Here is a 23,452-nt window from a genome sequence, read left to right as displayed (position 1 = left end):
TAAAGATGGTCATTCCAACCACAGGAGAACCGCCTATGTCAGCACATGCCCCGCGCTATTCATTTTTACCGCCCTGGATCCTGAAAAAACGCCTGCTTCATGAAGGGGATCACGAAGAGACACAGTTATGTTATCAGCATATGCAGCGGTTGCTCGGTTACCGACGCCTGCCGGAAACAGAAATGATGCCTCTCAGTTATGCTGCTCTGCCGGAATCCGGATGTACTTCGCAGGCACACCGCCGGGTGATGCATCTGAAAAACCTGACCACCGTTCCGGACCTGTATTACCGCGAAGACCGGAAAGCAGAAAACCCACAGCCACATATGCCTGTGCGGCAGGATACAGATACCGATAATATGTTTGAGTATCTTGATATCATTTACGGTTTTTTTGATGATGTCTTTGATTACAAATCCTTTAATGACAACAATGCCACTATCTCCGCCATGACACATTACGGACGCGGCTACTGCAATGCCTTCTGGAACGGCGCACATCTGGTGTTTGGTGCCGGGGATGCCGGAATGAGCGTCACTCCCCTGTTTCTGAGTTTTGCCCAGCTGGATATCGCCACACACGAATTTTCCCACGCTGTGATTGATCACCTTTCCCCACTGACTTACAGCCATCAGTCCGGTGCTCTGAATGAATCGGTCTGTGATGTGTTTACCGTCATGCTGGGTCATTACCACCGCCGTCACGCCAGCCATCAGGGGGACTGGCATATCGGCAGAACATTGTTTAATAAACAAAGCGGAATTAAAGCACTGCGCTCCCTTTCGTCACCGGGAAATGCCTATAATCACCCGGTGATCGGCAAAGATAAACAGGTAGCACATATGAGAGATTATATTGAGCTGCCGGATGACCCGGAGAATGATAACGGCGGCGTTCATTGTTACTCCGGCATCCCGAACCATGCATTTTACCACTTCGCCTCCGCCCTCGGCGGGTACAGCTGGGAAGTGGCCGGACAGATCTGGTTCGACACGCTGCGCAGAGGCAACCTGCCACCGGAATGTAATTTCCTCACCTTCGCCCGCGAAACCCTGACTATCGCTGATGAGAACTATGATGAGGAAGTGACTGCTGTGCTGATGAACGCATGGAAAGCCGTCGGGCTGGAGCCGTAAAATGCCGGAAAATAAAAAACCCGCATTAAAAAATGCGGGTTTTCCTGATTAACGGCCTTTTTTGATATGAGACATCAGGCGTTTACGTTTCCGCAGCTGGGTCGCTGTCAGCACGTTTTTCTTATCCGCAAACGGGTTTTCACCCTCTTTAAACTGGATGCGGATAGGCGTTCCCATCACTTTCAGTGACTGACGGAAATAGTTCATCAGGTAACGTTTATAGCCATCCGGTAAATCCGAAACCTGGTTACCGTGGATAACAATAATCGGCGGGTTATAACCCCCTGCATGCGCATATTTCAGTTTGACACGGCGGCCGCGAACCAGCGGCGGCTGGTGATCTTCCGCTGCCATTTTCATGATACGGGTCACCAGTGCGGTACTGACACGGCGGGTCGCGCAGTCATACGCTTCCTGCACTGAGTCAAACAGGTTACCGACACCGCTGCCGTGCAGCGCGGAGATAAAGTGAATACGGGCGAAATCGACGAAGCCGAGACGCAGTTCCAGCATATCTTTGACGTGCTCACGATCGTCTGCGGTCATGCCATCCCATTTGTTGATGGCGATAACCAGAGAACGGCCGGCATTGAGGATAAAGCCCAGCAGTGACAGATCCTGGTCTGAAATCCCTTCACGGGCATCAATCACCAGCAGCACCACGTTCGCATCCTCAATCGCCTGCAGTGTTTTGATAACGGAGAATTTTTCAACCGTTTCAGTCACTTTACCGCGTTTACGCACACCGGCAGTATCGATAATAATATACTCACGTCCGTCGCGTTCCATCGGGATATAGATACTGTCACGGGTGGTACCCGGCATATCGTAAACCACCACACGCTCTTCACCGAGGATGCGGTTGGTCAGCGTGGATTTCCCGACATTCGGACGCCCGACAATCGCCATTTTAATCGGCTGATCAATCGGGTTGAAATCATCTTCCTCTTCGCTGTCTTCCGTTTCTGCTGCCTGTGCCAGGGCTTCCTGCTCTGCCCAGTAAGCGGCGTTAGCCTCTTCTTCGGTTAACTCGCGATCATCATCCTCACTTTCCGGCTCGCCGTAGAACGGCACCAGTGCGCGGGTGATCAGCTGACTGACACCACGTCCGTGCGAGGCGGCGATAGGCACCACTTCACCCAGACCCAGGCTGTAGAATTCACCCAGCGCCTGATCCTGATCGATACCGTCGATTTTGTTCGCCACCACAAAGGTGGTTTTGTTATCGCGACTGCGCAGATGTTTGGCAATACCGCTGTCCGCCGGCATCAGGCCGGAACGGGCATCCACCATAAACAGCACGATATCGGCTTCTTCAATCGCCAGCAGCGATTGTGCGGCCATGTGGGTTTCAACGCCCTCTTCCGTGCCGTCAATACCGCCGGTATCGATAATAATAAATTCCTGTCCCTCAACCTCTGCACGACCGTACTTACGATCCCGCGTCAGGCCGGGGAAATCAGCAACCAACGCATCGCGCGTACGCGTTAAGCGGTTGAATAATGTGGACTTCCCGACATTGGGACGCCCGACCAGAGCAACGACAGGTATCATGCTTTTACTGCCTCATAACACTGAAAAAATCCCCTGCACCATACAGGAGATTAAAGACGAAACGGCTCCTGTCATTCAGGAGCCGTCAATGAAACCACTCCGCAGTCAGTTACCCTGCCGGAGTGATGCCGGAAACAGCGGTTTACTGTCAGCGGCGGAGCAGGTACAGGCGTCCGTCACGGGCCTGCACCATCAGTTTATCACCGGCAATCGACGGACGGCTGAGAATACCGGAACTGTTCAGTTTATTCTGCGCCACGAACTGTCCGTTGGAGGTATCCAGCCAGTGGAGATAACCTTCACCGTCACCCACGACCAGATAGCCGTTAAAGATTTCCGGTGCGGAGAGATTACGGTGCAGTAATTTATCCTGTGACCACATGGTGACGCCATCCGCTGCGCGCAGACCATAGACGTTATCATCCTGGTCAACAACATAGAGGGATTCGCCATCCAGCACCAGTTCGTTGACTGAACCGAAATCGCGTTTCCACAGAATCTGACCGCTGCGCATATCCATCGCCACCAGATTGCCGTTATACGCGATAGCGTAAACACGACCGTCAGCAACAACCGGGGTCATATCCACGTCATTCAGACGGCTGATTTCGGTGGTACCGGTTGTCTGGGAAATACGCTGCTGCCAGATAATCTGACCCTGGCCGAGCATAACCGCACTGACACGACCGTTGTCACCACCGACAAATGCCGCACCCATGGCCACAGCCGGGGCTGATTCACCACGGACAGACAGGCTTGGGGTATCCAGGTTCAGGCTCCAGCGCTGTTCGCCGGACGCGGTATCAAATGCCTGTAACAGGCCGTTACCGGTATGCACCAGCACCAGGCCGTCACTGACTTCCGGACGGGACAATACTTCACCACCGGCGTTGGCTGTCCATGCGATTTCACCGTCGTTCGCGTTCAGGGCGATCAGCGTACCGCGCTCTGTACCCACATAAACGTGTTCACCGGAAACGGTCAGACCGCCGGATAACATCGCCGGGATATCCGCGGATAAGAAACCGGTTTTTTCCGCCAGATTCACTGACCAGATTTCAACACCGGAATCGGTATCCAGGGCTTTGACCAGGCCATTGCGGTCAGCCGCATAGACACTGGATCCTTCCCATGCCGGGGAAAGATGAGAGTAGTATTTACCGACACCGTCACCGACGGATTTATCCCACACGGTTTCCGGGGTGAACTGACTTGTCACTTCCGGCAGTGGTGACATCACGATAGTATCCTGTTCACTTGAACAGCCGGCCAGCAGCACAGAGGCGACTAATCCTACCAGCAGTGTTTTACGCAGTTGCATTATCGAGAGTCCCCTCACCCGGCTAAGTTATCGAGTTTGAATGTCATAACGGATTTGATAGTCCCGGCACCTTCACTCTGAATACCGGTGGTGTAGGCTTCCTGCGCGCCTTTCACATCCCCTTTCTGTAACAGGGCGTCACCGCGGATATCCTGTGCGTAAGCCGCCCAGCCTTTCCCTTTCACTGCCGCAACGGTCGCCAGCGCGGCATCCGGTTTTTTCTGACCCAGCTGTACACGGGCCAGACGTGCATTAATCAGATCTTTTAAATCTTCATTATCGGTTTTTGTCAGCGCCTGGCTCAGGGCATTTTCTGCCGCCGGGAGGTCGTTGCTGTCAACCGCTTTCATCGCCAGATCAAGACCGGCGATAGCACCGTAGTTGTTATTGGCTTCTTTCGCAAAAGCCTGCAGACGGGCGGTCTGCTCCGCCGGGGTGCCTTTTGCTGTGATCGCCGTTTCATAGGCAATCGCCGCATCCTGTAATTTGCTGACCTGGTGAGACTGATAGTAGTTCCAGCCGGCAATACCGCCGATACCGATGATCAAACCTGCCGCGATTGCTTTGCCGTTTTCGACAAAGAAATTCTTCAGCGCTGATACCTGTTCATTTTCTGTGGTATAGACTTCCACACGTCTCTCCTTAACCTAAAAGTTCGCTCAGACGAGCGGAAAGCCCGCTCTGTGCCAGCGTCTGCTGCTCACCGGTGGCCAGTTCTTTGACAGTGACTGTCCCGTTGGCAATTTCATCCTCACCTAAAATCAGGGCGATGCGCGCACCGTTTTTATCCGCACGGCTCAGCTGACGTTTAAAGTTGCCGCCGCCGTAGTTGGTCATGATACGCACATCCGGCAGGCTGTCGCGGATCTGTTCCGCCAGCATCATTGCCGCAACCTGGCTGCCTTCACCGAAGGAGGCCAGATAAATATCGGTCACTGCAGTTTCGCTCACAAAGTCCGGATTGACGGACTGAACCAGCAGTACCATACGCTCCAGACCCATGGCAAAACCCACCGCCGGGGTATTATGACCGCCGAGCTGTTCAACCAGCCCGTCATAACGGCCGCCCGCGCAGACAGTTCCCTGCGAACCCAGTGCGGTGGTCACCCACTCAAACACGGTGCGGTTATAGTAATCCAGACCACGGACCAGACGCTGATTGATGCGGTACTGAATACCGGCAGCATCCAGGATGGCACACAGGCCGTCAAAGTGGGCTTTTGATTCTTCATCAAGATAATCAAACAGTGCCGGTGCATCGTTCAGGAGTTCCTGAACAACTTTGTCTTTGGAATCCAGCACACGCAGCGGGTTGGTGTACATCCGGCGTTTGCAGTCTTCATCCAGTTTGTCTTTGTGCTGTTCCAGGAAGGCAACCAGTGCTTCACGGTAGTTTGCACGCGCCTGTAACGAACCGATTGAGTTCAGTTCCAGGGTAACATGCTCCGCAATGCCCAGCTCACGCCACCAGCGGGCGGTCATCATAATCAGCTCAGCATCGATATCCGGACCGCTCAGGCCGAAAACTTCCGCACCCAGCTGATGGAACTGACGATAGCGGCCTTTCTGCGGACGCTCGTGGCGGAACATCGGTCCGATATACCAGAGGCGCTGTTCCTGATTGTACAGCAGGCCTTTCTCGATCCCGGCACGAACACAGCCCGCTGTTCCTTCCGGCCGCAGTGTTAAGCTCACATTTTCTTCGCGGTCCTGAAAAGAGTACATTTCCTTTTCAACAACATCAGTCACTTCACCGATGGCGCGCTGAAACAGGGGGGTATGCTCGACAATCGGCGTACGGATTTCACTGATCCCGTAGCTTGTCAGAATGCGTTTAAGCGTGTTTTCAATACGCTGCCATACCGCAGTATCAGCAGGCAGATAATCATTCATACCACGAACAGATTGGATTTTTGTCGCCACGTTAATTCTCTTAACTCAATGAAATATGTTTCCGATTATAAAAGCGACCCTGTGCGGGTGCAATATCGGGAGGCGGATATATCGTCTTAAAACAGCATATCTGCCAAAACAGACAAAACCGGCTCATCAATAATGAGCCGGTCCGCGATTATTCTTTCTCAACCAGACTGATATCAATCCGGTTATTCTGATCCAGCATGGCCGCTTTGGCACGGATTTTCGCTTCCAGCTGATCAATCATATCGGTGTTATCCAGGCGCTCTTTCTGACGGACACCATCTTCATAGAACCCGCTGCGGGTTTTCGCACCGGTCACACCCAGTGTGGAGACTTCCGCCTCGCCCGGACCGTTAACCACACAGCCGATAATCGACACATCCATCGGAGTGATGATATCTTCCAGCCGTTGTTCCAGGGCATTCACGGTGCCAATCACGTCGAACTCCTGACGGGAGCAGGTCGGACAGGCGATAAAGTTAATGCCGCGCGAACGGATACGCAGGGATTTCAGGATATCAAACCCGACCTTCACTTCTTCCACCGGATCCGCTGCCAGCGAGATACGCAGCGTATCACCGATACCTTCCGACAGCAGCATACCTAACCCGATAGCGGATTTCACAGAACCGGCACGTGCGCCGCCCGCTTCGGTAATACCCAGGTGCAGCGGCTGATCAATTTTCTGTGCCAGCAGACGGTAAGCACCGACTGCCAGGAACACATCTGACGCTTTTACACTGACTTTAAACTGGTCAAAATTCAGGCGATCAAGAATGTCCACATGACGCATGGCAGATTCCACCAGCGCTTCCGGTGTCGGTTCGCCGTATTTTTCCTGGATATCTTTTTCCAGTGAACCGCCGTTAACCCCGATACGGATAGGGATATTATAATAACGGGCGCAATCCACAACCTGACGGATACGCTCCTCGCTGCCGATATTACCCGGGTTGATACGCAGACAATCCACGCCGTATTCCGCCACTTTCAGCGCAATGCGGTAGTCAAAGTGAATATCCGCCACCAGCGGTACAGAGACCTGCTGTTTAATCAGTTTAAATGCTTCCGCCGCATCCATGGTCGGTACTGACACGCGGACAATATCCACGCCGACGCGTTCCAGGGATTTAATTTGTCTGACGGTCGCCTCAACATCCGTTGTCCGGGTGTTTGTCATTGATTGTACGGCGATTGGTGCACCATCACCGACCGGCACATTTCCCACGTAAATTCGGGTGGATTTGCGTCTTTTTATCGGGGATTCATTATGCATAAGTCTTTCTCCGGAACATCCTTGTGTCCTTAATCATTGCTGTGTTTATTGTGTAGTAAAGATTTAATTTATAAACCAATTATTCACCGGCTTTCGGCACACTCAGGTTTGCCACCCGGTTTGCCTTAACAAAATGACTCAGGTCAACACTCTGACCTTTGAACTGCACATCCACGGCAGCCGGTGCGCCGATTTTCAGACGGTAAGGTTCTGCGCCCGCAAATTCCAGGGTATCCCCTTTCTGTTTGGTGCCGCTGAAAATTTTTGTACCTTTGTTATCTGTCACTTCCAGCCAGCAGGTGTTTTTAAAGGTCAGAACCAGACCATCCTGTGTCTGTGTGGTGGTCGGCAGCGTGCCGCCTTCACTGTCTACGGCACGGTTAACAACCGCCGGTACGCGGTCACTGCCCGGCAGCGGCACAATCTTGCTGCTGTCAATTTCCTGATCCTGCGGGGTGGCTGCCGATAATTCCAGTGCAGCGGTATTGGTATTACCGGCCGGAGCGGTGTCCGGCGTCCCGGCAGGGGCATTCAGTGTCTGTGGTGCGGTGCTGTCTGCCGGATCGGTACCCGGAACATCTGCCGGAGCATTCACGGTGACATCATTCTGTTGTGCCAGTGAAGCAATATCAGCCTGTTGTGCCTGATACTGCTGCCACCACCACACGCCAACCAGCGCCAGAACCACCAGCAGTACCAGCCAGGTGAACTTCATCAGCCAGCCTTCGCGTTTTTTACGCTGGCGGCCGATAGTCACACTTTTCATCGGCTGGACTTTGGTCATCTGAGCGGGGGCGATTTTATCAAGATAAGGCATGATCGCAGATTCAGGGATCTGCAACAGCTTGGCATACGTACGGACATAACCGCGGATAAAGGTCGGGTTGCCTTCTTTCAGTGCATCTTCTTCGATTTCACGCACTGTAGTCAGTTTAAGACAAAGTCTGTCGGCGACTGTTTCCCGTGATAACTGAAGTTGTTCCCGACGTTGTGTTAAGAATTGGCCAAGAGTGAGTTGGAGATTATCTTGAGATTGAGAGTTATTCATGAGTTTCAGGACACAAACAGTTCTGGTTACGAGAAAGCGCGGAGATCTGCCCTTCCGCGCACCGAAGTTCCGTATTCCGGCATACTGCATGCCACCCGTAATGATAAAAATAATCCTGAAAACAACATCACTTTTATATTGTTTTACAGACTGTTATCCGGCGGACACTCATAAGCCAAAATGTACTGTACCACACTATCACTGCCTGACGGGGAATTCACGGCTAAATTCAGGTATTTTTCCGCAATTTCAGGCTGCTGATCGCATTTTGCACTCAGCGCCGCACCTGTCAGCGCACCGGTATGCTGCGGCTGTGCTTTCAGTACCCGGTCAAAATGATACCGTGCGGCATCATACCGGCCGGCCTGAAGATAAGCCTCACCCAGTGCAAGACGGGTACCGGTCGCAGCCGGTACGGTCTGTGTCACGGGTGCTGTCCGGCATCCTGCCAGCAGCATTACTGCAATTAATCCCGGGGAATACGTCCTTATCATACTGCCTCCTTGTCTGTAAGGCAGGTATATTAACGTAAACAGTCACCGGGGAGTGTTACTTAATATTACTGTCAGACTGCTTTGACAGAGATTGGTTCACCGGCCATGCGTTTTTTCAGTGTCCGTTTGGTCCGGTCGATAACATCACCGGCCAGCTGTCCGCAGGCAGCGTCAATATCATCACCGCGTGTTTTGCGGACAATGGTGGTGAATCCGTATTCCATCAGTACCTTGGCAAAACGGTCAATCCGGCTGTTTGAGCTGCGCCCGTAAGGGGCGCCCGGGAACGGGTTCCACGGGATCAGGTTGATTTTGCTCGGCGTGTCTTTCAGACAGGCCGCCAGCTGATGCGCCTGATCAGTGCTGTCATTGATATGATCCAGCATGACATATTCCACAGTCACACGGCCGCCGTTCGCATTGGATTTTCCGAGATAACGGCGCACAGATGCCAGGAATGTCTCAATGTTATATTTTTTGTTGATCGGCACGATTTCATCACGCACATCATCCGTCGGTGCGTGCAGGGAAATAGCGAGCGCCACATCAATCATATCGCCGAGTTTATCCAGCGCCGGAACCACACCGGAGGTGGAAATCGTCACGCGGCGTTTGGAGAGCCCGAAACCAAAGTCATCCAGCATGATTTCCATCGCCGGGACAACATGGGTCAGGTTCAGCAGCGGTTCACCCATCCCCATCATCACCACGTTGGTGATAGGACGGCGGCCGCTGGATTTCAGGGAGCCGATGATTTTCGCGGCACGCCAGACCTGGCCGATAATTTCTGATACACGCAGGTTGCGGTTAAAGCCCTGCTGTGCGGTTGAGCAGAATTTACATTCCAGCGCACAACCGACCTGGGAAGAGACACACAGAGTAGCGCGGTCATCTTCCGGGATATAGACGGTTTCCACTTCCTGGTCGCCGACACGGATAGCCCACTTAATGGTACCGTCTGCAGAGCGCTGTTCTTCCGACACTTCCGGGGCACGGATTTCTGCCACCGCTTTCAGTTTGGTGCGCAGCACTTTGTTGATATCGGTCATCAGATCGAAATCATCATAGCAATAGTGGTAAATCCACTTCATCACCTGATCAGCACGGAAAGGTTTCTCGCCCATATCGGCGAAAAACTGGCGCATTTCTTTGCGGGTCAGGTCGAGTAAATTAATTTTTCCGTTGATTTTTTCAGGAGCAATCGGTGCGGAGCCTGTTACACAGGCGTCTTGAGTGGTCAGTTCTGACATTGTTAACATTGCCTCGTTGTTACACTTTCGGCGGTGACACGCGGCGCGCATCACAGATACAGGAATAAGGATAGCCGCTGAAACGGACTGCGTCACGGATACGGCGGAAATATAAAAGCCCCGTATCATAACGGGGCGCGGCATTGTACAAACATTAATGGTGATATGGCAAATTAAAACACGTAAATGTAAATCGATTTATTGGATAATAGTACTTGTTTAAATCATTTTTTCAGATATTAATAATATTAACACTCATCTTTTACAGGTCATTTAATCTGAAATAAAGGAGTTGTTATGCATAAAATTATACTGGTTCCGATCGATCTGAATGCCGGTGCGTTATCTCAGAACGTCATTACTGAGATTAACGACTATGCCAAAGATAAAAATGTGAAATTTCATTTCGTTACGGTAATTCTTCCGTCTGAACAGCTTTTTGACTATGGTCTGACATTCCCTGTGATGACCGAAAATGCCAAGTCAGAAGACCAGCGCATCAAAGCTCTGCTTGAAAAACTGGATGCCGCCACCGAAAAATTTGCTGTACAGAAAGAACAGATTTCCACCGGTGTACTTATCGGAAGTGCGGCAGAGGCCATTCTTGATAATGCAGAAAGAATTAAAGCCGACCTGATTGTTATCGGTTCCAAAAACCCGACCATGAAAAGCCGTTTCCTGGGCTCCACCGCGTCCGCACTGATCCACTACGCCAATATCTCAGTCCTTGTTGTCCGGTAAAAAAGCAAAAGCCCGGATTACCGGGCTTTTGAGACTGAATTCACTGATAAAGCAGGATAACACAGGTTTTTTCCTGCTTTGTGTTATCAGCGTGGGCAGATCTCATCTTCAGTGAAGAAATAGGCAATTTCACGGGCAGCGGATTCTTCCGCATCAGAGCCGTGTACGGCGTTTTCAGTGAAACTGTCGGCGTAATCTGCGCGGAGTGTACCGGCCAGGGCGTTATCCGGATTGGTGGCGCCCATCAGATCACGGTGACGCTGCACGGCATTTTCCCCTTCCAGTACCTGTACCATAATCGGGCCGGATGTCATAAATTCCACCAGACCATCTAAGAACGGGCGGCCTTTGTGCTCAGCGTAGAATCCTTCCGCCTGTTCGCGGGTCAGGTGCAGCATTTTGGCGGCGATAATACGGAAACCGGCGCTTTCAAAACGGTGATAAATGGCCCCGATAGCATTTTTCTTTACGGCGTTTGGCTTAATGATAGAAAATGTGCGTTGTACAGACATGAATTGACCTCATTGTGCGCATGTGCGCTGTTGTCATTGTTATTTGCGGCTGACGGCAGACCGGTCCACACCTTGTGGTAAGGCAGTGATTATAAGGGCTCACCTCTGTTTTTCCTACAGTTACGCAACATTTTTGCAAAGTATTCCGCATGACAGATCACAGATTTTCCGTCTGTATCACACTTTTTCCGCTGCGGTTCCCGCCGTTTCTGCTATTTCAGGGTAAAACTGACTGAACTGACCTGGCCGCTGAGATCCAGCACCGTCAGCTGATAACGCCCCGGGGTGTCCAGCGTCAGCAACAGCGGCTCACCGGACTCAGTACTGCCCGCCTGGTCGCCGTTAAGAAACCACCACTGAGTGCCCTCTCCGCCCTGCGTCACCACCCGCAGATCGAGGGTTTTCGCCAGCGGCAGACGGCGCAGCACATCCCCTTCGCGGATCCCGGAAATCAGCAGCGGAGCCGCTTCCACCCGCAACGGCGGACAGGTTTTACTCACCGGCGGCAGACGGTGGCTGCGGCGTTCACCCGGCGGCAGCCAGCTCTCCAGCGCAATCGGCCACAGCGCCACGGTTTTCTCCTGTGCATCCGGACAATCCGGCGACACCCGTTCCCCCTGTCCGTTAACCCAGATCACCGCATTGGTGCCGGACAGGCTTTCCTGCCCTGCGGACGGCAGTGTCGGCGGCACAGTATTGTCCAGCACCAGCGCTATCCGCTGCTGGCGGCAGTTCGGATCCTGTTTGTCCGCCGCCAGCCCTGACGGCCAGCAAATCATCTTACTGCTGACACTGATGGGTTTCGGATCCGGCAATTTTTTGCCGCCGCGTGCCCGCAGATAACTGTCCACCTGATACAGGATCGGGATCGCGGTCGCAAACCCGGCCTGGCCGGCCACCGGGGTACCGTCAGGACGACCGACCCACACCCCGATGGTGTAACGGTTATTCACCCCCAGCGCCCAGGCATCACGGTAGCCGTAACTGGTACCGGTTTTCCACGCCAGCGGCACATCCTGCGCCAGCCGGTCATCCGCCAGCGGCCGTGTCTCTCCGGCCATCACCCGGCGCGTGATCCATGCCGCGCCCGGGGAGATCAGCTGCCGCTCTGCCAGCGGATCTTCCGGACGAAAACGCACCGGTGCCACTTTACCCTGACGGGCAAACGCGCTGTAGGCCGCAATCAGCTGATCCATCCGCGCCCCTGTCCCGCCCAGGATCAGCGACAGATTAGGGTCACTGCCAAGCGGAAAACGCAGTTCCAGGCCGACATTGCGCAGTTTGGCACTGAACCGTTTCGGACCGTAAACATCCAGCAACTGAACCACCGGCAGATTCAGAGAGCGGCGCAGTGCCTCACTGACACTCACCGGCCCGCTGAACCCGGTATCAAAGTTGCCCGGCCGGTAATCATTAAAACGGCGCGGCACATCCTGCAGCAGGGATTCACTGTGGATCAATCCCTCATCCATCGCCAGGGCATATAAAAACGGTTTCAGTGTGGAACCGGGCGAACGCCAGGCGCTGTTCACATCCACATGTCCGAAACGGGTGTCATCGGAGAAATCGATAGAGCCGACATAGCCCTTCACACTCATATCGCGGTTATCCACCACCATAATGCCGAGCGAGGTTTTTTCCGGCAGCTGATATTTGCGGTTGCGGGCCATCTCCTCCAGCTGACGCTGAATGGCAGGATTGATGGTGGTGCGGATCACCGGGTCTTTCACCCCCTGCGCCACACGCCGTGCCAGCAGCGGCGCGGAATGCGGCACCTGGCGGGGTGCCAGCCAGATACTCTCCTGCTTTAAATCATTCACTTTTGACTGCGGCCACACCTCAAATTCGGCCAGCCGGTCGAGCACCTTATTACGGGCCGCTTCCGCGCGCTGCGGATAACGATCCGGCCGCAGGCGGCTCGGTGCCTGCGGCAGTACCGCCAGCAGTGCCGCTTCCCCGGCGGTCAGTTCCGACGGTGGTTTTCCGAGATACATCCAGCTCGCCGCCCCAATACCCTCTACCGTGCCGCCGTACGGGGCGCGGTTAAGATACATCTCCAGAATCTCATCTTTGGAATAGTGCCACTCCAGCTGAATGGTGCGGAAAACCTGTTTCAGTTTGCCGGTCAGCGTGCGGTCATGGGGATCGAGCAGACGGGCGACCTGCATGGAGAGCGTGCTGCCGCCGGAGACAATACGTCCGGAAGTCAGATCCTGCAACGCCGCGCGGCCGATAGCCACCGGGTTGATGCCCGGGTGCTGATAGAAATAGCGATCTTCGTATGTCAGAAGCGCTTCAATAAATTCCGGTGATACATCCTTCAGTGTGACCGGGTAGCGCCACACGCCGTTACTGTCGGCGAAACGCCACAGCGGTGACCCGTCCTCAGCCGTAACCGTACGCGCCATCACCACCTCATCCAGCGGTAAAGGCCAGATTTTATCGGCCAGCCAGAGCAGCGGCGGTGTCAGAACAATTGTTATCAGGCCGGTCAGCGCGAGACGTTTAAACCACACTTTCATGTATCAAACCGCATTATCAGAATTCTTAAGATAAAAATGCCCTTATAGTTTGTTATAAGGGCATAAAACATATTTTGCTGCCGCAGCCCGGAGGCTGCGGACAACAAACGGTGCTGTTAACGAACCACTTCCAGTGTCGCCGGTGTCACACCGGTGGCACGCCAGGACGGAATATACATCGATTCCACCTGTGGTGCCGGAACACTGTATTTACCCGGTGTAACCGCGCGGGCCAGATAGACCAGCGTAACCGGACGGTACTCTTCCACCGCCACCTGGGAGACAAAGCGATCATCACGGTACTCGGTATGACGGATATTGGCCTGCTGCATATCCTGGATAGCTTCAGCCAGGTTCGGCGCACTGTCCGCCAGACTTGCACTGGCTGCCGCCAGGTTCTGGTTTTCCAGCTCCAGACCGGCCGGTAACAGATCTACCACCAGCGCATCCGGCACGTTGCGGTCAGCCTGAATATCCAGACGGACAGCCACCAGGTCACCGCTGCTCAGGCGGTCAATACTGATCGGGTTACCGTTCAGATCCATATACGTCCGCTTGATCTTCAGTACTTCAGATGACGGGTGCGGTGCCTGTAACGGATAACCGGTGATATTCACACGACCGAACAGCTCCGCATCACCCCGGTTTGCGACACTGATGCCGTTATTCAGTTGTGCCGCAGTGAGGGTTTCACGCAGTGCGCTGTCACGGCTGACCGCAGGGGCCTGTCCGTTGATCAGGGCAGACCACGGTTTTTCGCTCTGATTAATGTACTGACGGCCTGCCAGATACAGGGCGTTGCTCTCCTGAGTGGAGAAGTAACGGTTATTCTGTATCTCCGCAGAGAGTGCCTGCAACTTGCCGTAACGCTGATCCGCATTGGAATCCGCCTCACTCAGCAAAGCAATAATCATCGCATCATCACGGATGGTGCTGCCGTAATCGCCGGTGTAGACGCCGTCACGGTTCTTCATCACACCCAGACGGATGGCTTCGTTACCGCGATCCGCATCCCCCATTTTCTTCAGGGCGATACCCAGCTGTACCAGTGCCAGTCCGCTTGCGGCATCGTCACGGCGCTGATAGACCTGACGCAGTGCACCGAGCGGTGCTTTCTGCTGCTGTGCCAGCACATAACCGGCATACGCCTGTACCGCAAAGCGCATCTGGTCGCTGTTGCCGTAATAGTTGCTGCTGATCACCGAGCGATCCTGCAGATAACGCAGCAGGCGGTTATTGGCGTTACTCAGGGCATCCGCCGGGACATCAAACCCGCGCTGTCCGGCACGGAACAGGAAATCTGTCGCGTATGCGGTCAGCCACGGTTCTTCCGCGCCGCTGTTATCCCACAGGGAGAAACTGCCGTCACTGCGCTGCATACCGAGCAGATGCGGGATACCGGTCATCACCGCCTGACGGCGTCCGGCGTCCGTCTGGGTTTTGATGCCCAGTTTTTTCAGTTCAGCCTCAGAGGAGTACAGAGACGGATACAGCCCGCTCACTGTCTGCTCCAGACAGCCGTACGGATAGGCATAGAGTTCACGGATGTAACGCGAGATATCCAGCGGCGGACGGCTGGTCAGCGTCATTTCACCGGACACAGTACCGGCATCCAGATAACCGATCTGATCTGCCGGTAACGCCCATTCCCCGCCATTGCCGAGTGACATCGAGTAAGAAACGGTTTCAGCCGGGTATGCCGGACGCACGCCGATTTTCCAGCTGTTTTTATAGGTGTTGCTGCTTTCATCAGGCAGTTTCAACCCTTTGACCGTCATAAACACCTCGCCCTGACCAAAGCCGTTGGCAGCCTCAACCGGGACATTCACGGAGGTGCGCTGGCCTTTCGCCAGGGTGACTTCTTTCTCTGTCGCCCCTTTGAGATGCACCATGCCATCCGCACTGAAATTCACCGTCAGATTCTGTGTTTCATCGGTCAGGTTGGTCAGATCCAGCGTCAGCTGTGAACGGTCACCACCGGCCATAAAGCGCGGCAGTGCCATCTGGCTGATCACCGGTGCGGCAACAATCACTTTATTCTGTGCATGGCCGAAATCTTCATCCGTCCAGGCCTGAGCCATCAGGCGCAGTTCGCCGTTGAAATCCGGAATCGACAGAGTAACTGTCCCTTCACCCTGCGCATTCAGTTCCACCGGTGCTGCCTGCTGCGCGATAATCTGCACTTCGGTCAGCGGTTTCAGGCCGCCGCGATCCAGTTCATCACCGCCGTCACCACCAAACCGCAGTGTGCCGAGACGACCGCTGCCCTCAATCAGCTGACCATAGACATCATACTGGTCCACGCTGTAGCGCTTGCGGCCGAAGAAGGCGTCATACGGATCCGGCGTTTTGTAGTCGGTGATATTGAGCACACCGGTGTCCACAGCGGAAATCAGTACATTCACTTTTTCCGGTGCCGCTTTGCCGTCCTGTGCTTTCGCTTTGATTTTAACGGTCAGATCCTGATTCGGACGGATGCGGGCCGGCGTATCCAGTGTCACATCAATCTTACGGGCCGGGTCAGCCATCGGGATATGCAGAATGCCGACCGCGCGTTTGACGGTCGCCTGACGGGAGCTGTCCCCCGGACGGACAACCACCGCAGTCGCGTACAGGTCGTGGCGTGTCCACTCTTTGTTCAGCGGGACTTCCACATCGATGCCGCCTTCCGGCACATCCACTTCCTGCCACCACAGCGGGCCGTCACTGGATTCCAGAAGCACATAGCCTTTACCGGCCTGCGGTGCGGTCACATTCAGTTTAACTTTATCACCGGCGTGATAATTTGGTTTATCCAGTTTCAGTTTCACCTGGTCCGGGCGAACCGCACCGGTACCGCCGGTGTTATCCTGCCAGGAATAGCCCGCCCAGAAACGCACACTGCTGGTCAGCCCGGTAGACGGATCCACCACTTCCAGACGGTATGCCCCCCAGGAGACCGGGACGGTCACTTTTGCGGTACCGTCTTTGGCGATACTGATTTTGTCATCAGACATCACGAGGTCTTTCTGATCATAACCGGATGACCAGCCTTCGGAGTCGGACCAGCGCCAGTAATAGTCGCGGCGCTCATAAATCAGACGCGCATTCAGATCATCCGCTTTTAACTTATTACCCTGACGGTCGGTATAGACAATTTCGAATTCAGCCAGTGAATCTTCATCCATGCTGTACTGCGACACATATTTGTCAGTGCGGTAGTCGTAAACCTCTTTTTTGGCGAAGACCGGACGAATACCGGCCATTTTCGCGGCTGGCCATACCGCGACATCCGCACGGCGGGTCACCGGACGGCCGCCGGTTTCCATCAGGCTTGCCTGGAGGATTAATTTAAACGGCGATTTCACCTCTTTCCAGTAATCATTACTGATGGTGAATGCGAGTTCACCGCTGTCATCCATGGTTTCGTCGAATTCATCCAGGGTGCGGGTCAGGTTCTCTTCCTGAATATTACCGAATTCAAAGCCCGGCAGTTTGGCGGACGCTTCGCGATCCGGACGCATAAAGAGTTGTCCGGTCAGTTGGTTACCGGCTGCCGGTGCACCATAGAGATAATGGCCTTCAATCTCAAAATCAGCGGATTGCTGTGTGGTGATCGGCTGTTTGTCGGTTTTGATTTCCATCGCCATGCGCTCAGGCATGAAATCTTCCACATTGACGCTGTAGAAGCGCGGTGTGTTATCCCCGAGATCAAAACGCAGCGTCAGCTTACCGGTTTCAATATTTTCCGGAATCGCATACTGATACTGATAAAGGCCGTTTTCCGGCTGCCAGACGAAGGTGGAAGCCACCTGACCGTCGTTTTTCAGCACATCCACTTTGACAGGCTGATCTTTGACCGGATGGCCGTCACCGTCACGCAGCAGACCGTTAATTACCAGAGTTTCCCCCGGACGGTACAGATCACGCGGACCAAAAACGAAGAATTGTTTTGCATAGCCCTGCGGACCGGCGATATCAAACTCTGCCAGGTCAAGCGCCGGGTTTTTCAGGTCGATCATACTGGTCTGGCCGTTGTTAATCGCCAGTAACAGCGCGGCATCCGCCCCGCGATCCAGTTTTGCATGACCGCTGCTGTCGGTTTCTGCTTTGCCCAGAAGCTGACCTTTGCTGTCGAGCAGACGGATTTCCACGCCTTTCAGTGCACTGCCTTTCGCCAGCGACTGAGTAAATACATCCAGCTCATTAAGATAGCTGTGCATGGAAACGCCGATATCACTCAGGGTAAAGAGTGTGGCCGGCATGGTGTAGCTGTAACGCCCGGCCTGCTGCATCACCGCCAGATACACGCCCTCTTCCTGTAACGGCTTGATATCCTTCAGCGGGATCTGCATATTTTCACGGGTGTTTTTCTGCGGATTGAGATCAAAACGCCCGGTATAGACCAGATCGGTATTATTCAGCAGGTCATCAGAATTCCAGTACTGGAGATTGTTGCCGTACTGCCAGCTGGCGAGGAAAGACGCCAGGGAATCCGGTTTGATGCGGTAAAAATTGACATCAATACTGTCCACGTTCAGCGCGAATACCGGCAGTCCCTGCAGGACATCAGCCGGGAACAGCGAGCCGCGGCTGGCAAAACCGACACTCGGTACCACATCCGCAGTGGTCAGTTTTAAGTCATAACCATTAACCAGTGTGCGCTCATTGATACCGCGCACGCCGCGATCGATACTCAGTTGCAATTCCCGTGACGGCGGCAGATGGCGCATGCGCAGTTCCATCAGGTTATCCGACAGCTCCCAGGCACCTTCCAGCTTGCCGTTTTTCACGTCCACCAGACGGGCAAACTGACTGAAATCCTGGTTCGGATCCAGCGGAACAGAGAAGGTCACCACCATCGCATTTGCGCCGTCGAGCTGAATCTCAGAGGCGTCGATGATAGTCACATCTTTTCCGGCGTAGCGCTTACTCAGCTCTGCCAGTGATGCGGCATCCTGTGTTTTTTTCGCAGACGGAGAGGAAGCAGATGAAGAAGACGAGTTTTCTTTATTATTATTGGCCGGCGCGCTGTCATTGCTGCCCGCCGCCGTGGTTTTACTGCCGGTGTCATCACAACCCATGAGCGCCAGCGCTGATGCAAGAAGCACTGCAATGCAGCGTTTTTTGCCGGGACCCTGTCCTGCAATCGGAGAACGCATAATCAATCCTTTCTGGTGAGCCCGGAAAACGGGCACTTGTTCGGTATTATTTCACGAAGTGTAAACAAAGCCTAAACAAGCGTATAGTGCATTATTCTGAATATATGCACTACACATATTCACCATCCGGATAAATTATTGTTACGCTTCTGTTACCGGAATGGCGTTACGCAGCCAGCCACCGAGACGGCGCTGATAGAATGCCTGAGTGTGCTGTGTCAGGAAGTGCGTCAGCCCGTCATTTTCATCCGGATTTAACAGACAAAAATCAATATGCTCCCCGTCAGCAAGGTGCTCCATCGCAGCCTCAGCCGCCTGACGGATCACGGTATCCGCTTCCTGCTCTTCACTCAGCTCCAGCACAATCAGCAGCACCGGTTCATCCGGGACAGTATTGTTTTTTTCGGCTGCCATTACCCAAAATGCACGGCGCACCGGTTTGTGCTGTTTAAACACGCCGGTCAGCGCATCCAGCACCGCGTCCGGTTTGTTTTCCGGTACGCTGAGCAGCAGTGCGCTGCCCTGTTCAATCATCACTTCCTGCACCGGGAGTATATCCGCCATTACAGAACTCCTTATTTCAGCATCTGTCTTCTTAAATATCACAGAAAAACGGCCACATGTTTATGTGACCGTTTTACAGCAGAATCAGCAGGGCAATGCCCGGTTACTGTCCGGCTTTTTTCAGCAGCAGTGCCGCCACAGTGCGCACACCGTACCCGGTTGCACCCGCAGACCATAAGTCTGACGGCGCTTTGCGGTAAGTGGCTGAGCAGTCAATGTGCAGCCAGTTTTTGCGGTAATCTTCCACAAAGTGAGACAGGAATGCCGCTGCGGTACTTGCCCCCGCAGTATTCGGTGCCCCGGTGTTGCTCAGATCCGCAAAGGAGGACGGCATCTGACGGCGGTGGAATTCTGCCAGCGGCAGGCGCCAGAACATCTCTTTTTCCTGATCAGCGGCTGACATCAGTTCATTGTACAGCGCATCATCGAAGCTCATCACAGAGTGATAGTCGTTACCGACGGCAGTTTTCGCCGCCCCGGTCAGGGTCGCTGCATCAATGATAAACCCGGCGTTATCTTTGTCCGCTTCAATCAGACCATCCGCCAGCACCAGACGCCCTTCCGCATCGGTATTCATGATTTCAACGGATTTACCGTTGCTGTAACGGATAATATCACCCAGTTTGAAGGCATTGCCGCTCACCAGGTTATCCGCGATGCACAGGTACAGTTTGACACGCTTTTGCAGGCCGCGGCTGATAGCCATTGCCAGTGCGCCGGTCAGGGTGGCTGCGCCGCCCATATCGGATTTCATGGAGTCCATGGAGGACGTTGGTTTCAGGCTGTAGCCGCCGGAGTCAAAGGTGATCCCTTTACCGACCAGGCTGGCGAACACCGGTGCATTTTCCTGTTTGCCCGGATTGTAATCCAGCGCCAGCAGTACCGGCGGACGAACAGAACCACGGCCGACCGTATGGATCCCCATATAGCCCTGCTCGCGTAAATCTTCCCCTTTGATGATACGGTAACCGACAGAATTGCAGGAGACGCCGCACAGCAGATCAACCGCACGCTGCGCCAGCTGTTCCGGGCTCAGTTCTTCCGCAGGGGTATTGATAACGTCGCGTACCCAGTCGATGATGCGGATACGGTGTTCCAGTTCGGTTTTATCCGCTTCCGGTAATTCCGGCCATTCAATCGAGCGTGCGCCTTTCGGACCACGGAAGCCCTGCCAGAATGCCCAGCTGGTTTCCAGATCCCAGTTGCTGCCGCTCAGCACCACATTGCGGATGCCCTGACCGTCGATTTTGCGGCCCGCGCTCTGCACGGCGCACAGCATCCCTTTACGGCTTAAATGAACGGTCATTCCTTTGTCAGTCGCGCTGACCAGGGCTTTCTCTCCCCACGCCGGAGAAGCAGGTTCATACGATAAGGTTACAGGCATGATGAGTTGCGTCATTTCGTTCTCTCTTTTGACTTTTAGACTGCCTTAACAGTCAGATTTTATTTGAGGAATGCACGGCGTGCCGGTCTGCACAGGAGGCGGTAACAGCATACGCGCATCAGAGACCGCACGCTAACACAATTGTGCGGCCTGATGCGCGTAACAAAAGACATCATTCAAATTCGTCGAGCCAGACTAACAAAATTGCTTCTAATACTTTTTCGTTAGATTTTTCAGGGGCATCGTCAAATTCTTCCAGTTCGCAGATCCACTGGTGCATATCGGTGAAACGCACGGTTTTCGGATCTGTGTCCGGGTACAGATCATACAGAGCTTCGCCGATTTCACGGCTGTCCTGCCATTTCAGTCCCATTTCAGGCTCCTTTATCAGTGCTCACGCGCGTGGTTGATGGTGTATTTCGGAATTTCCACCACCAGGTCTTCATCCGCGACTTTCGCCTGACAGCTCAGACGGCTTTCCGGTTCGAGTCCCCAGGCTTTGTCCAGCATGTCATCTTCCAGCTCACTGCTCTCTCCGAGGGAGTCAAACCCTTCGCGGACGATACAGTGACAGGTTGTGCAGGCACATGATTTCTCACAGGCATGTTCAATTTCGATACCGTTACGCAGGGCAACATCCAGAATTGACTCACCTTCATTTGCGTCGTATACCGCACCTTCAGGGCATAATGACTCATGCGGTAAAAAAACAATCTTAGGCATAATCTTCCCGTTATATCTCATCCACAGAGTGGCCCGCGAGTGCCTTGCGGACAGAATTGTCCATCCGGCGCGCCGCGAATACCTGTGTTTGCTTGTCCAGTTGTTTAATTGCGTTTTCAATGGCGGCTGGTGAGTCGCCTTCAACGCTCTCAATAAGCACACCGACTGCCGCATCAATAGCGGCATTTTCGTCGTCGCTCAGTAAATTGCCATCCTCTGAAAGCGCCTGAGTCAGGCTCTCCAGCAGGCGGGCAGCTTCCACTTTTTGTTCCGCCAGACGGCGGGTGGATAAATCGTTTTCTGCGTTTTCGAGTGAATCTTTGATCATCCCGGCGATATCGGTATCGCTCAGGCCGTAAGACGGTTTGATCTGAACTGAGGCCTGCACACCGGTGGATTTCTCCAGTGCACTGACACTCAGCAGCCCGTCCGCATCCACCTGGAAGGTGACACGGATATGGGCATTACCGGCGGCCATCGGCGGGATGCCGCGCAGGGTAAAACGTGCCAGGGAACGGCAGTCGCTGACCATTTCCCGCTCGCCCTGCAGCACATGAATGGTCATGGCGGTCTGGCCGTCTTTAAAGGTGGTAAATTCCTGGGCACGGGCTGCCGGAATGGTGGTGTTGCGCGGAATGACTTTTTCCACCAGGCCGCCCATAGTTTCCAGCCCCAGCGAGAGCGGGATCACATCCAGCAGCAGCATGTCGCTGTCCGGTTTGTTACCGGCCAGAATATCTGCCTGAATCGCGGCACCGATAGCAACCACTTTGTCCGGGTCAATCGAGGTCAGCGGCTCTTTGCTGAAGAACTCACCGACCAGCTCACGCACCAGCGGCACGCGGGTTGATCCGCCGACCATCACCACTTCGCGGACTTCATCCTGATCCGTTCCCGCATCTTTCAGGGCACGGCGGCAGGTCATCAGGGTTTTTCTGACCAGCGGACGAATGAGTTCCTCGAAGGTCTCACGGGTCAGCACACCCTGCCAGCCATCCAGGGAGATGGTGGTTTGTGCGGCATCAGACAGTGCAATTTTGGCTTCCGCCGCCGCATTTAATACTTCGCGGTGCTGCGAATGCCCCTGTGACTGAATGCCGCGCTGCTCATAAATCCAGTCAGCAATCAGATTATCGAAATCATCACCGCCGAGCGCGGTATCACCGCCGGTGGCCAGCACTTCAAATACACCACGGCTCAGACGCAGCACAGAGATATCAAACGTACCGCCGCCGAGGTCATAAACCGCAATCACCCCTTCCTGACCGGAATCCAGCCCGTAGGCGATTGCCGCCGCTGTCGGCTCATTCAGCAGACGTAAAACGTGTAATCCGGCAAGGCGGGCGGCATCTTTGGTGCCCTGACGCTGCGCATCATCGAAATACGCGGGAACAGTGATCACCACGCCATCCAGTTCACCACCGAGGGTTTCCTGCGCGCGCTGTGCCAGCACGGACAGAATATCCGCCGAGACACGGACAGGATCTGTCAGCCCGGCCGCAGTGCGGATGATTGGCAGGCCGTTTTCACCCGCCTGCAACTGATACGGCAGATCAGGATAGCGCTCAGTGATATCGGTCAGCGAGCGCCCCATCATACGTTTGACAGAGATAATCGTATTCTGAGGATCGGCCGCCGCATTTGCGCGGGCATCCCAGCCGACCCGGCGGCTGTCCGCGCTGTACTGCACGACAGAAGGCAGTAAATAACGCCCTTCGTGATCGGGCAGCACATCGGTTTCACCACTGCGCACAGTGGCGACCAGTGAATGGGTGGTGCCTAAATCGATACCCGCGGCAAGGCGGCGCTGATGCGGGGCGGGAGCCTGTCCCGGTTCGCTGATTTGTAACAGTGCCATATTTTTCC

The 23,452-nt window shown here is 54.2% G+C and carries 18 protein-coding genes; 2 read left to right on the top strand and 16 right to left on the bottom strand.

Annotated elements, in window-relative coordinates; all coding sequences use genetic code 11:
• The first annotated feature begins 35 nt into the window (after nucleotides 1-35).
• Nucleotides 36-1,136, top strand: coding sequence for a M4 family metallopeptidase (locus HMPREF3119_RS13785; protein ID WP_049246214.1), 1,101 nt, complete (start codon nucleotides 36-38; stop codon nucleotides 1,134-1,136).
• A gap of 48 nt (nucleotides 1,137-1,184) precedes the next feature.
• On the opposite strand, the gene der is transcribed toward HMPREF3119_RS13785, so the two are convergent.
• The 8 genes from der to HMPREF3119_RS13745 form a co-directional block, all read right to left on the bottom strand.
• Nucleotides 1,185-2,690 (bottom strand): ribosome biogenesis GTPase Der, encoded by a 1,506-nt coding sequence (gene der / locus HMPREF3119_RS13780; RefSeq protein WP_015422614.1) that lies wholly within the window; start codon nucleotides 2,688-2,690, stop codon nucleotides 1,185-1,187.
• 148 nt (nucleotides 2,691-2,838) lie between these two features.
• Complete coding sequence (gene bamB / locus HMPREF3119_RS13775) at nucleotides 2,839-4,011, bottom strand: outer membrane protein assembly factor BamB (RefSeq protein ID WP_004236914.1); 1,173 nt, start codon at nucleotides 4,009-4,011, stop codon at nucleotides 2,839-2,841.
• 14 nt (nucleotides 4,012-4,025) lie between these two features.
• The gene (locus tag HMPREF3119_RS13770) at nucleotides 4,026-4,643 is read right to left on the bottom strand and encodes a YfgM family protein (RefSeq protein ID WP_004241983.1); all 618 of its coding nucleotides are present in this window, start codon (nucleotides 4,641-4,643) and stop codon (nucleotides 4,026-4,028) included.
• A 10-nt stretch (nucleotides 4,644-4,653) separates the two neighbouring features.
• Nucleotides 4,654-5,934, bottom strand: a complete 1,281-nt coding sequence (gene hisS, locus HMPREF3119_RS13765; RefSeq protein ID WP_015422613.1) for a histidine--tRNA ligase — start codon at nucleotides 5,932-5,934, stop codon at nucleotides 4,654-4,656.
• A 148-nt stretch (nucleotides 5,935-6,082) separates the two neighbouring features.
• Nucleotides 6,083-7,207 (bottom strand): flavodoxin-dependent (E)-4-hydroxy-3-methylbut-2-enyl-diphosphate synthase, encoded by a 1,125-nt coding sequence (ispG, locus tag HMPREF3119_RS13760; protein ID WP_004236917.1) that lies wholly within the window; start codon nucleotides 7,205-7,207, stop codon nucleotides 6,083-6,085.
• A gap of 79 nt (nucleotides 7,208-7,286) precedes the next feature.
• Complete coding sequence (gene rodZ, locus HMPREF3119_RS13755) at nucleotides 7,287-8,255, bottom strand: cytoskeleton protein RodZ (protein ID WP_036414380.1); 969 nt, start codon at nucleotides 8,253-8,255, stop codon at nucleotides 7,287-7,289.
• A 143-nt stretch (nucleotides 8,256-8,398) separates the two neighbouring features.
• The gene (locus tag HMPREF3119_RS13750) at nucleotides 8,399-8,749 is read right to left on the bottom strand and encodes a tetratricopeptide repeat protein (RefSeq protein ID WP_004241978.1); all 351 of its coding nucleotides are present in this window, start codon (nucleotides 8,747-8,749) and stop codon (nucleotides 8,399-8,401) included.
• A 71-nt stretch (nucleotides 8,750-8,820) separates the two neighbouring features.
• Entirely contained in the window at nucleotides 8,821-9,999 is a 1,179-nt protein-coding gene (locus HMPREF3119_RS13745) for a dual-specificity RNA methyltransferase RlmN (RefSeq protein WP_004241977.1), read from the bottom strand.
• Between the two features lie 297 nt (nucleotides 10,000-10,296).
• On the opposite strand from HMPREF3119_RS13745, the gene HMPREF3119_RS13740 reads away from it, so the two are divergent.
• A complete protein-coding gene (locus HMPREF3119_RS13740) occupies nucleotides 10,297-10,740 on the top strand; it encodes a universal stress protein (RefSeq protein WP_004241975.1) in 444 nt (147 codons plus the stop codon).
• 86 nt (nucleotides 10,741-10,826) lie between these two features.
• Here HMPREF3119_RS13740 and ndk read toward each other — a convergent pair whose 3' ends face one another.
• The 8 genes from ndk to hscA all read right to left on the bottom strand — a co-directional run bounded on the left by ndk (nucleotide 10,827) and on the right by hscA (nucleotide 23,444).
• Complete coding sequence (gene ndk / locus HMPREF3119_RS13735; RefSeq protein WP_070580028.1) at nucleotides 10,827-11,252, bottom strand: nucleoside-diphosphate kinase; 426 nt, start codon at nucleotides 11,250-11,252, stop codon at nucleotides 10,827-10,829.
• 212 nt (nucleotides 11,253-11,464) lie between these two features.
• On the bottom strand, nucleotides 11,465-13,774 hold the full coding sequence (gene pbpC / locus HMPREF3119_RS13730; protein ID WP_004236925.1) for a peptidoglycan glycosyltransferase PbpC: 2,310 nt from the start codon (nucleotides 13,772-13,774) through the stop codon (nucleotides 11,465-11,467).
• 116 nt (nucleotides 13,775-13,890) lie between these two features.
• Nucleotides 13,891-18,915 (bottom strand): alpha-2-macroglobulin family protein, encoded by a 5,025-nt coding sequence (locus HMPREF3119_RS13725; protein ID WP_070580026.1) that lies wholly within the window; start codon nucleotides 18,913-18,915, stop codon nucleotides 13,891-13,893.
• 141 nt (nucleotides 18,916-19,056) lie between these two features.
• Nucleotides 19,057-19,479 carry an enhanced serine sensitivity protein SseB C-terminal domain-containing protein gene (locus tag HMPREF3119_RS13720; protein WP_032098565.1) on the bottom strand — a complete coding sequence of 141 codons (423 nt, stop codon included), beginning with the start codon at nucleotides 19,477-19,479 and terminating at the stop codon, nucleotides 19,057-19,059.
• Between the two features lie 103 nt (nucleotides 19,480-19,582).
• Entirely contained in the window at nucleotides 19,583-20,878 is a 1,296-nt protein-coding gene (gene pepB, locus HMPREF3119_RS13715; RefSeq protein ID WP_015422612.1) for an aminopeptidase PepB, read from the bottom strand.
• Between the two features lie 157 nt (nucleotides 20,879-21,035).
• Nucleotides 21,036-21,236, bottom strand: a complete 201-nt coding sequence (iscX, locus tag HMPREF3119_RS13710) for a Fe-S cluster assembly protein IscX (protein ID WP_004236931.1) — start codon at nucleotides 21,234-21,236, stop codon at nucleotides 21,036-21,038.
• Nucleotides 21,237-21,250: 14 nt separating this feature from the next.
• Nucleotides 21,251-21,586 (bottom strand): ISC system 2Fe-2S type ferredoxin, encoded by a 336-nt coding sequence (gene fdx, locus HMPREF3119_RS13705; RefSeq protein WP_004236932.1) that lies wholly within the window; start codon nucleotides 21,584-21,586, stop codon nucleotides 21,251-21,253.
• A 10-nt stretch (nucleotides 21,587-21,596) separates the two neighbouring features.
• The gene (gene hscA / locus HMPREF3119_RS13700) at nucleotides 21,597-23,444 is read right to left on the bottom strand and encodes a Fe-S protein assembly chaperone HscA (protein ID WP_036418514.1); all 1,848 of its coding nucleotides are present in this window, start codon (nucleotides 23,442-23,444) and stop codon (nucleotides 21,597-21,599) included.
• Between the last annotated feature and the right edge of the window lie 8 nt (nucleotides 23,445-23,452).

It is taken from the genome of Morganella sp. HMSC11D09 (assembly GCF_001807955.1).
GTDB classification, from domain to species: domain Bacteria; phylum Pseudomonadota; class Gammaproteobacteria; order Enterobacterales; family Enterobacteriaceae; genus Morganella; species Morganella morganii.
This window is presented reverse-complemented; position numbering and strand designations above follow the sequence as displayed.

Bases quoted from the DNA above. Each gene is read 5' to 3' on its own strand.
- HMPREF3119_RS13785 (WP_049246214.1), top strand. From the start codon at position 36: ATGTCAGCACATGCCCCGCGCTATTCATTTTTACCGCCCTGGATCCTG.
- der (WP_015422614.1), bottom strand. From the start codon at position 2,690: ATGATACCTGTCGTTGCTCTGGTCGGGCGTCCCAATGTCGGGAAGTCC.
- bamB (WP_004236914.1), bottom strand. From the start codon at position 4,011: ATGCAACTGCGTAAAACACTGCTGGTAGGATTAGTCGCCTCTGTGCTG.
- ispG (WP_004236917.1), bottom strand. From the start codon at position 7,207: ATGCATAATGAATCCCCGATAAAAAGACGCAAATCCACCCGAATTTAC.
- rodZ (WP_036414380.1), bottom strand. From the start codon at position 8,255: ATGAATAACTCTCAATCTCAAGATAATCTCCAACTCACTCTTGGCCAA.
- HMPREF3119_RS13750 (WP_004241978.1), bottom strand. From the start codon at position 8,749: ATGATAAGGACGTATTCCCCGGGATTAATTGCAGTAATGCTGCTGGCA.
- HMPREF3119_RS13745 (WP_004241977.1), bottom strand. From the start codon at position 9,999: ATGTCAGAACTGACCACTCAAGACGCCTGTGTAACAGGCTCCGCACCG.
- HMPREF3119_RS13740 (WP_004241975.1), top strand. From the start codon at position 10,297: ATGCATAAAATTATACTGGTTCCGATCGATCTGAATGCCGGTGCGTTA.
- ndk (WP_070580028.1), bottom strand. From the start codon at position 11,252: ATGTCTGTACAACGCACATTTTCTATCATTAAGCCAAACGCCGTAAAG.
- pbpC (WP_004236925.1), bottom strand. From the start codon at position 13,774: ATGAAAGTGTGGTTTAAACGTCTCGCGCTGACCGGCCTGATAACAATT.
- HMPREF3119_RS13725 (WP_070580026.1), bottom strand. From the start codon at position 18,915: ATGCGTTCTCCGATTGCAGGACAGGGTCCCGGCAAAAAACGCTGCATT.
- HMPREF3119_RS13720 (WP_032098565.1), bottom strand. From the start codon at position 19,479: ATGGCGGATATACTCCCGGTGCAGGAAGTGATGATTGAACAGGGCAGC.
- pepB (WP_015422612.1), bottom strand. From the start codon at position 20,878: ATGACGCAACTCATCATGCCTGTAACCTTATCGTATGAACCTGCTTCT.
- iscX (WP_004236931.1), bottom strand. From the start codon at position 21,236: ATGGGACTGAAATGGCAGGACAGCCGTGAAATCGGCGAAGCTCTGTAT.
- fdx (WP_004236932.1), bottom strand. From the start codon at position 21,586: ATGCCTAAGATTGTTTTTTTACCGCATGAGTCATTATGCCCTGAAGGT.
- hscA (WP_036418514.1), bottom strand. From the start codon at position 23,444: ATGGCACTGTTACAAATCAGCGAACCGGGACAGGCTCCCGCCCCGCAT.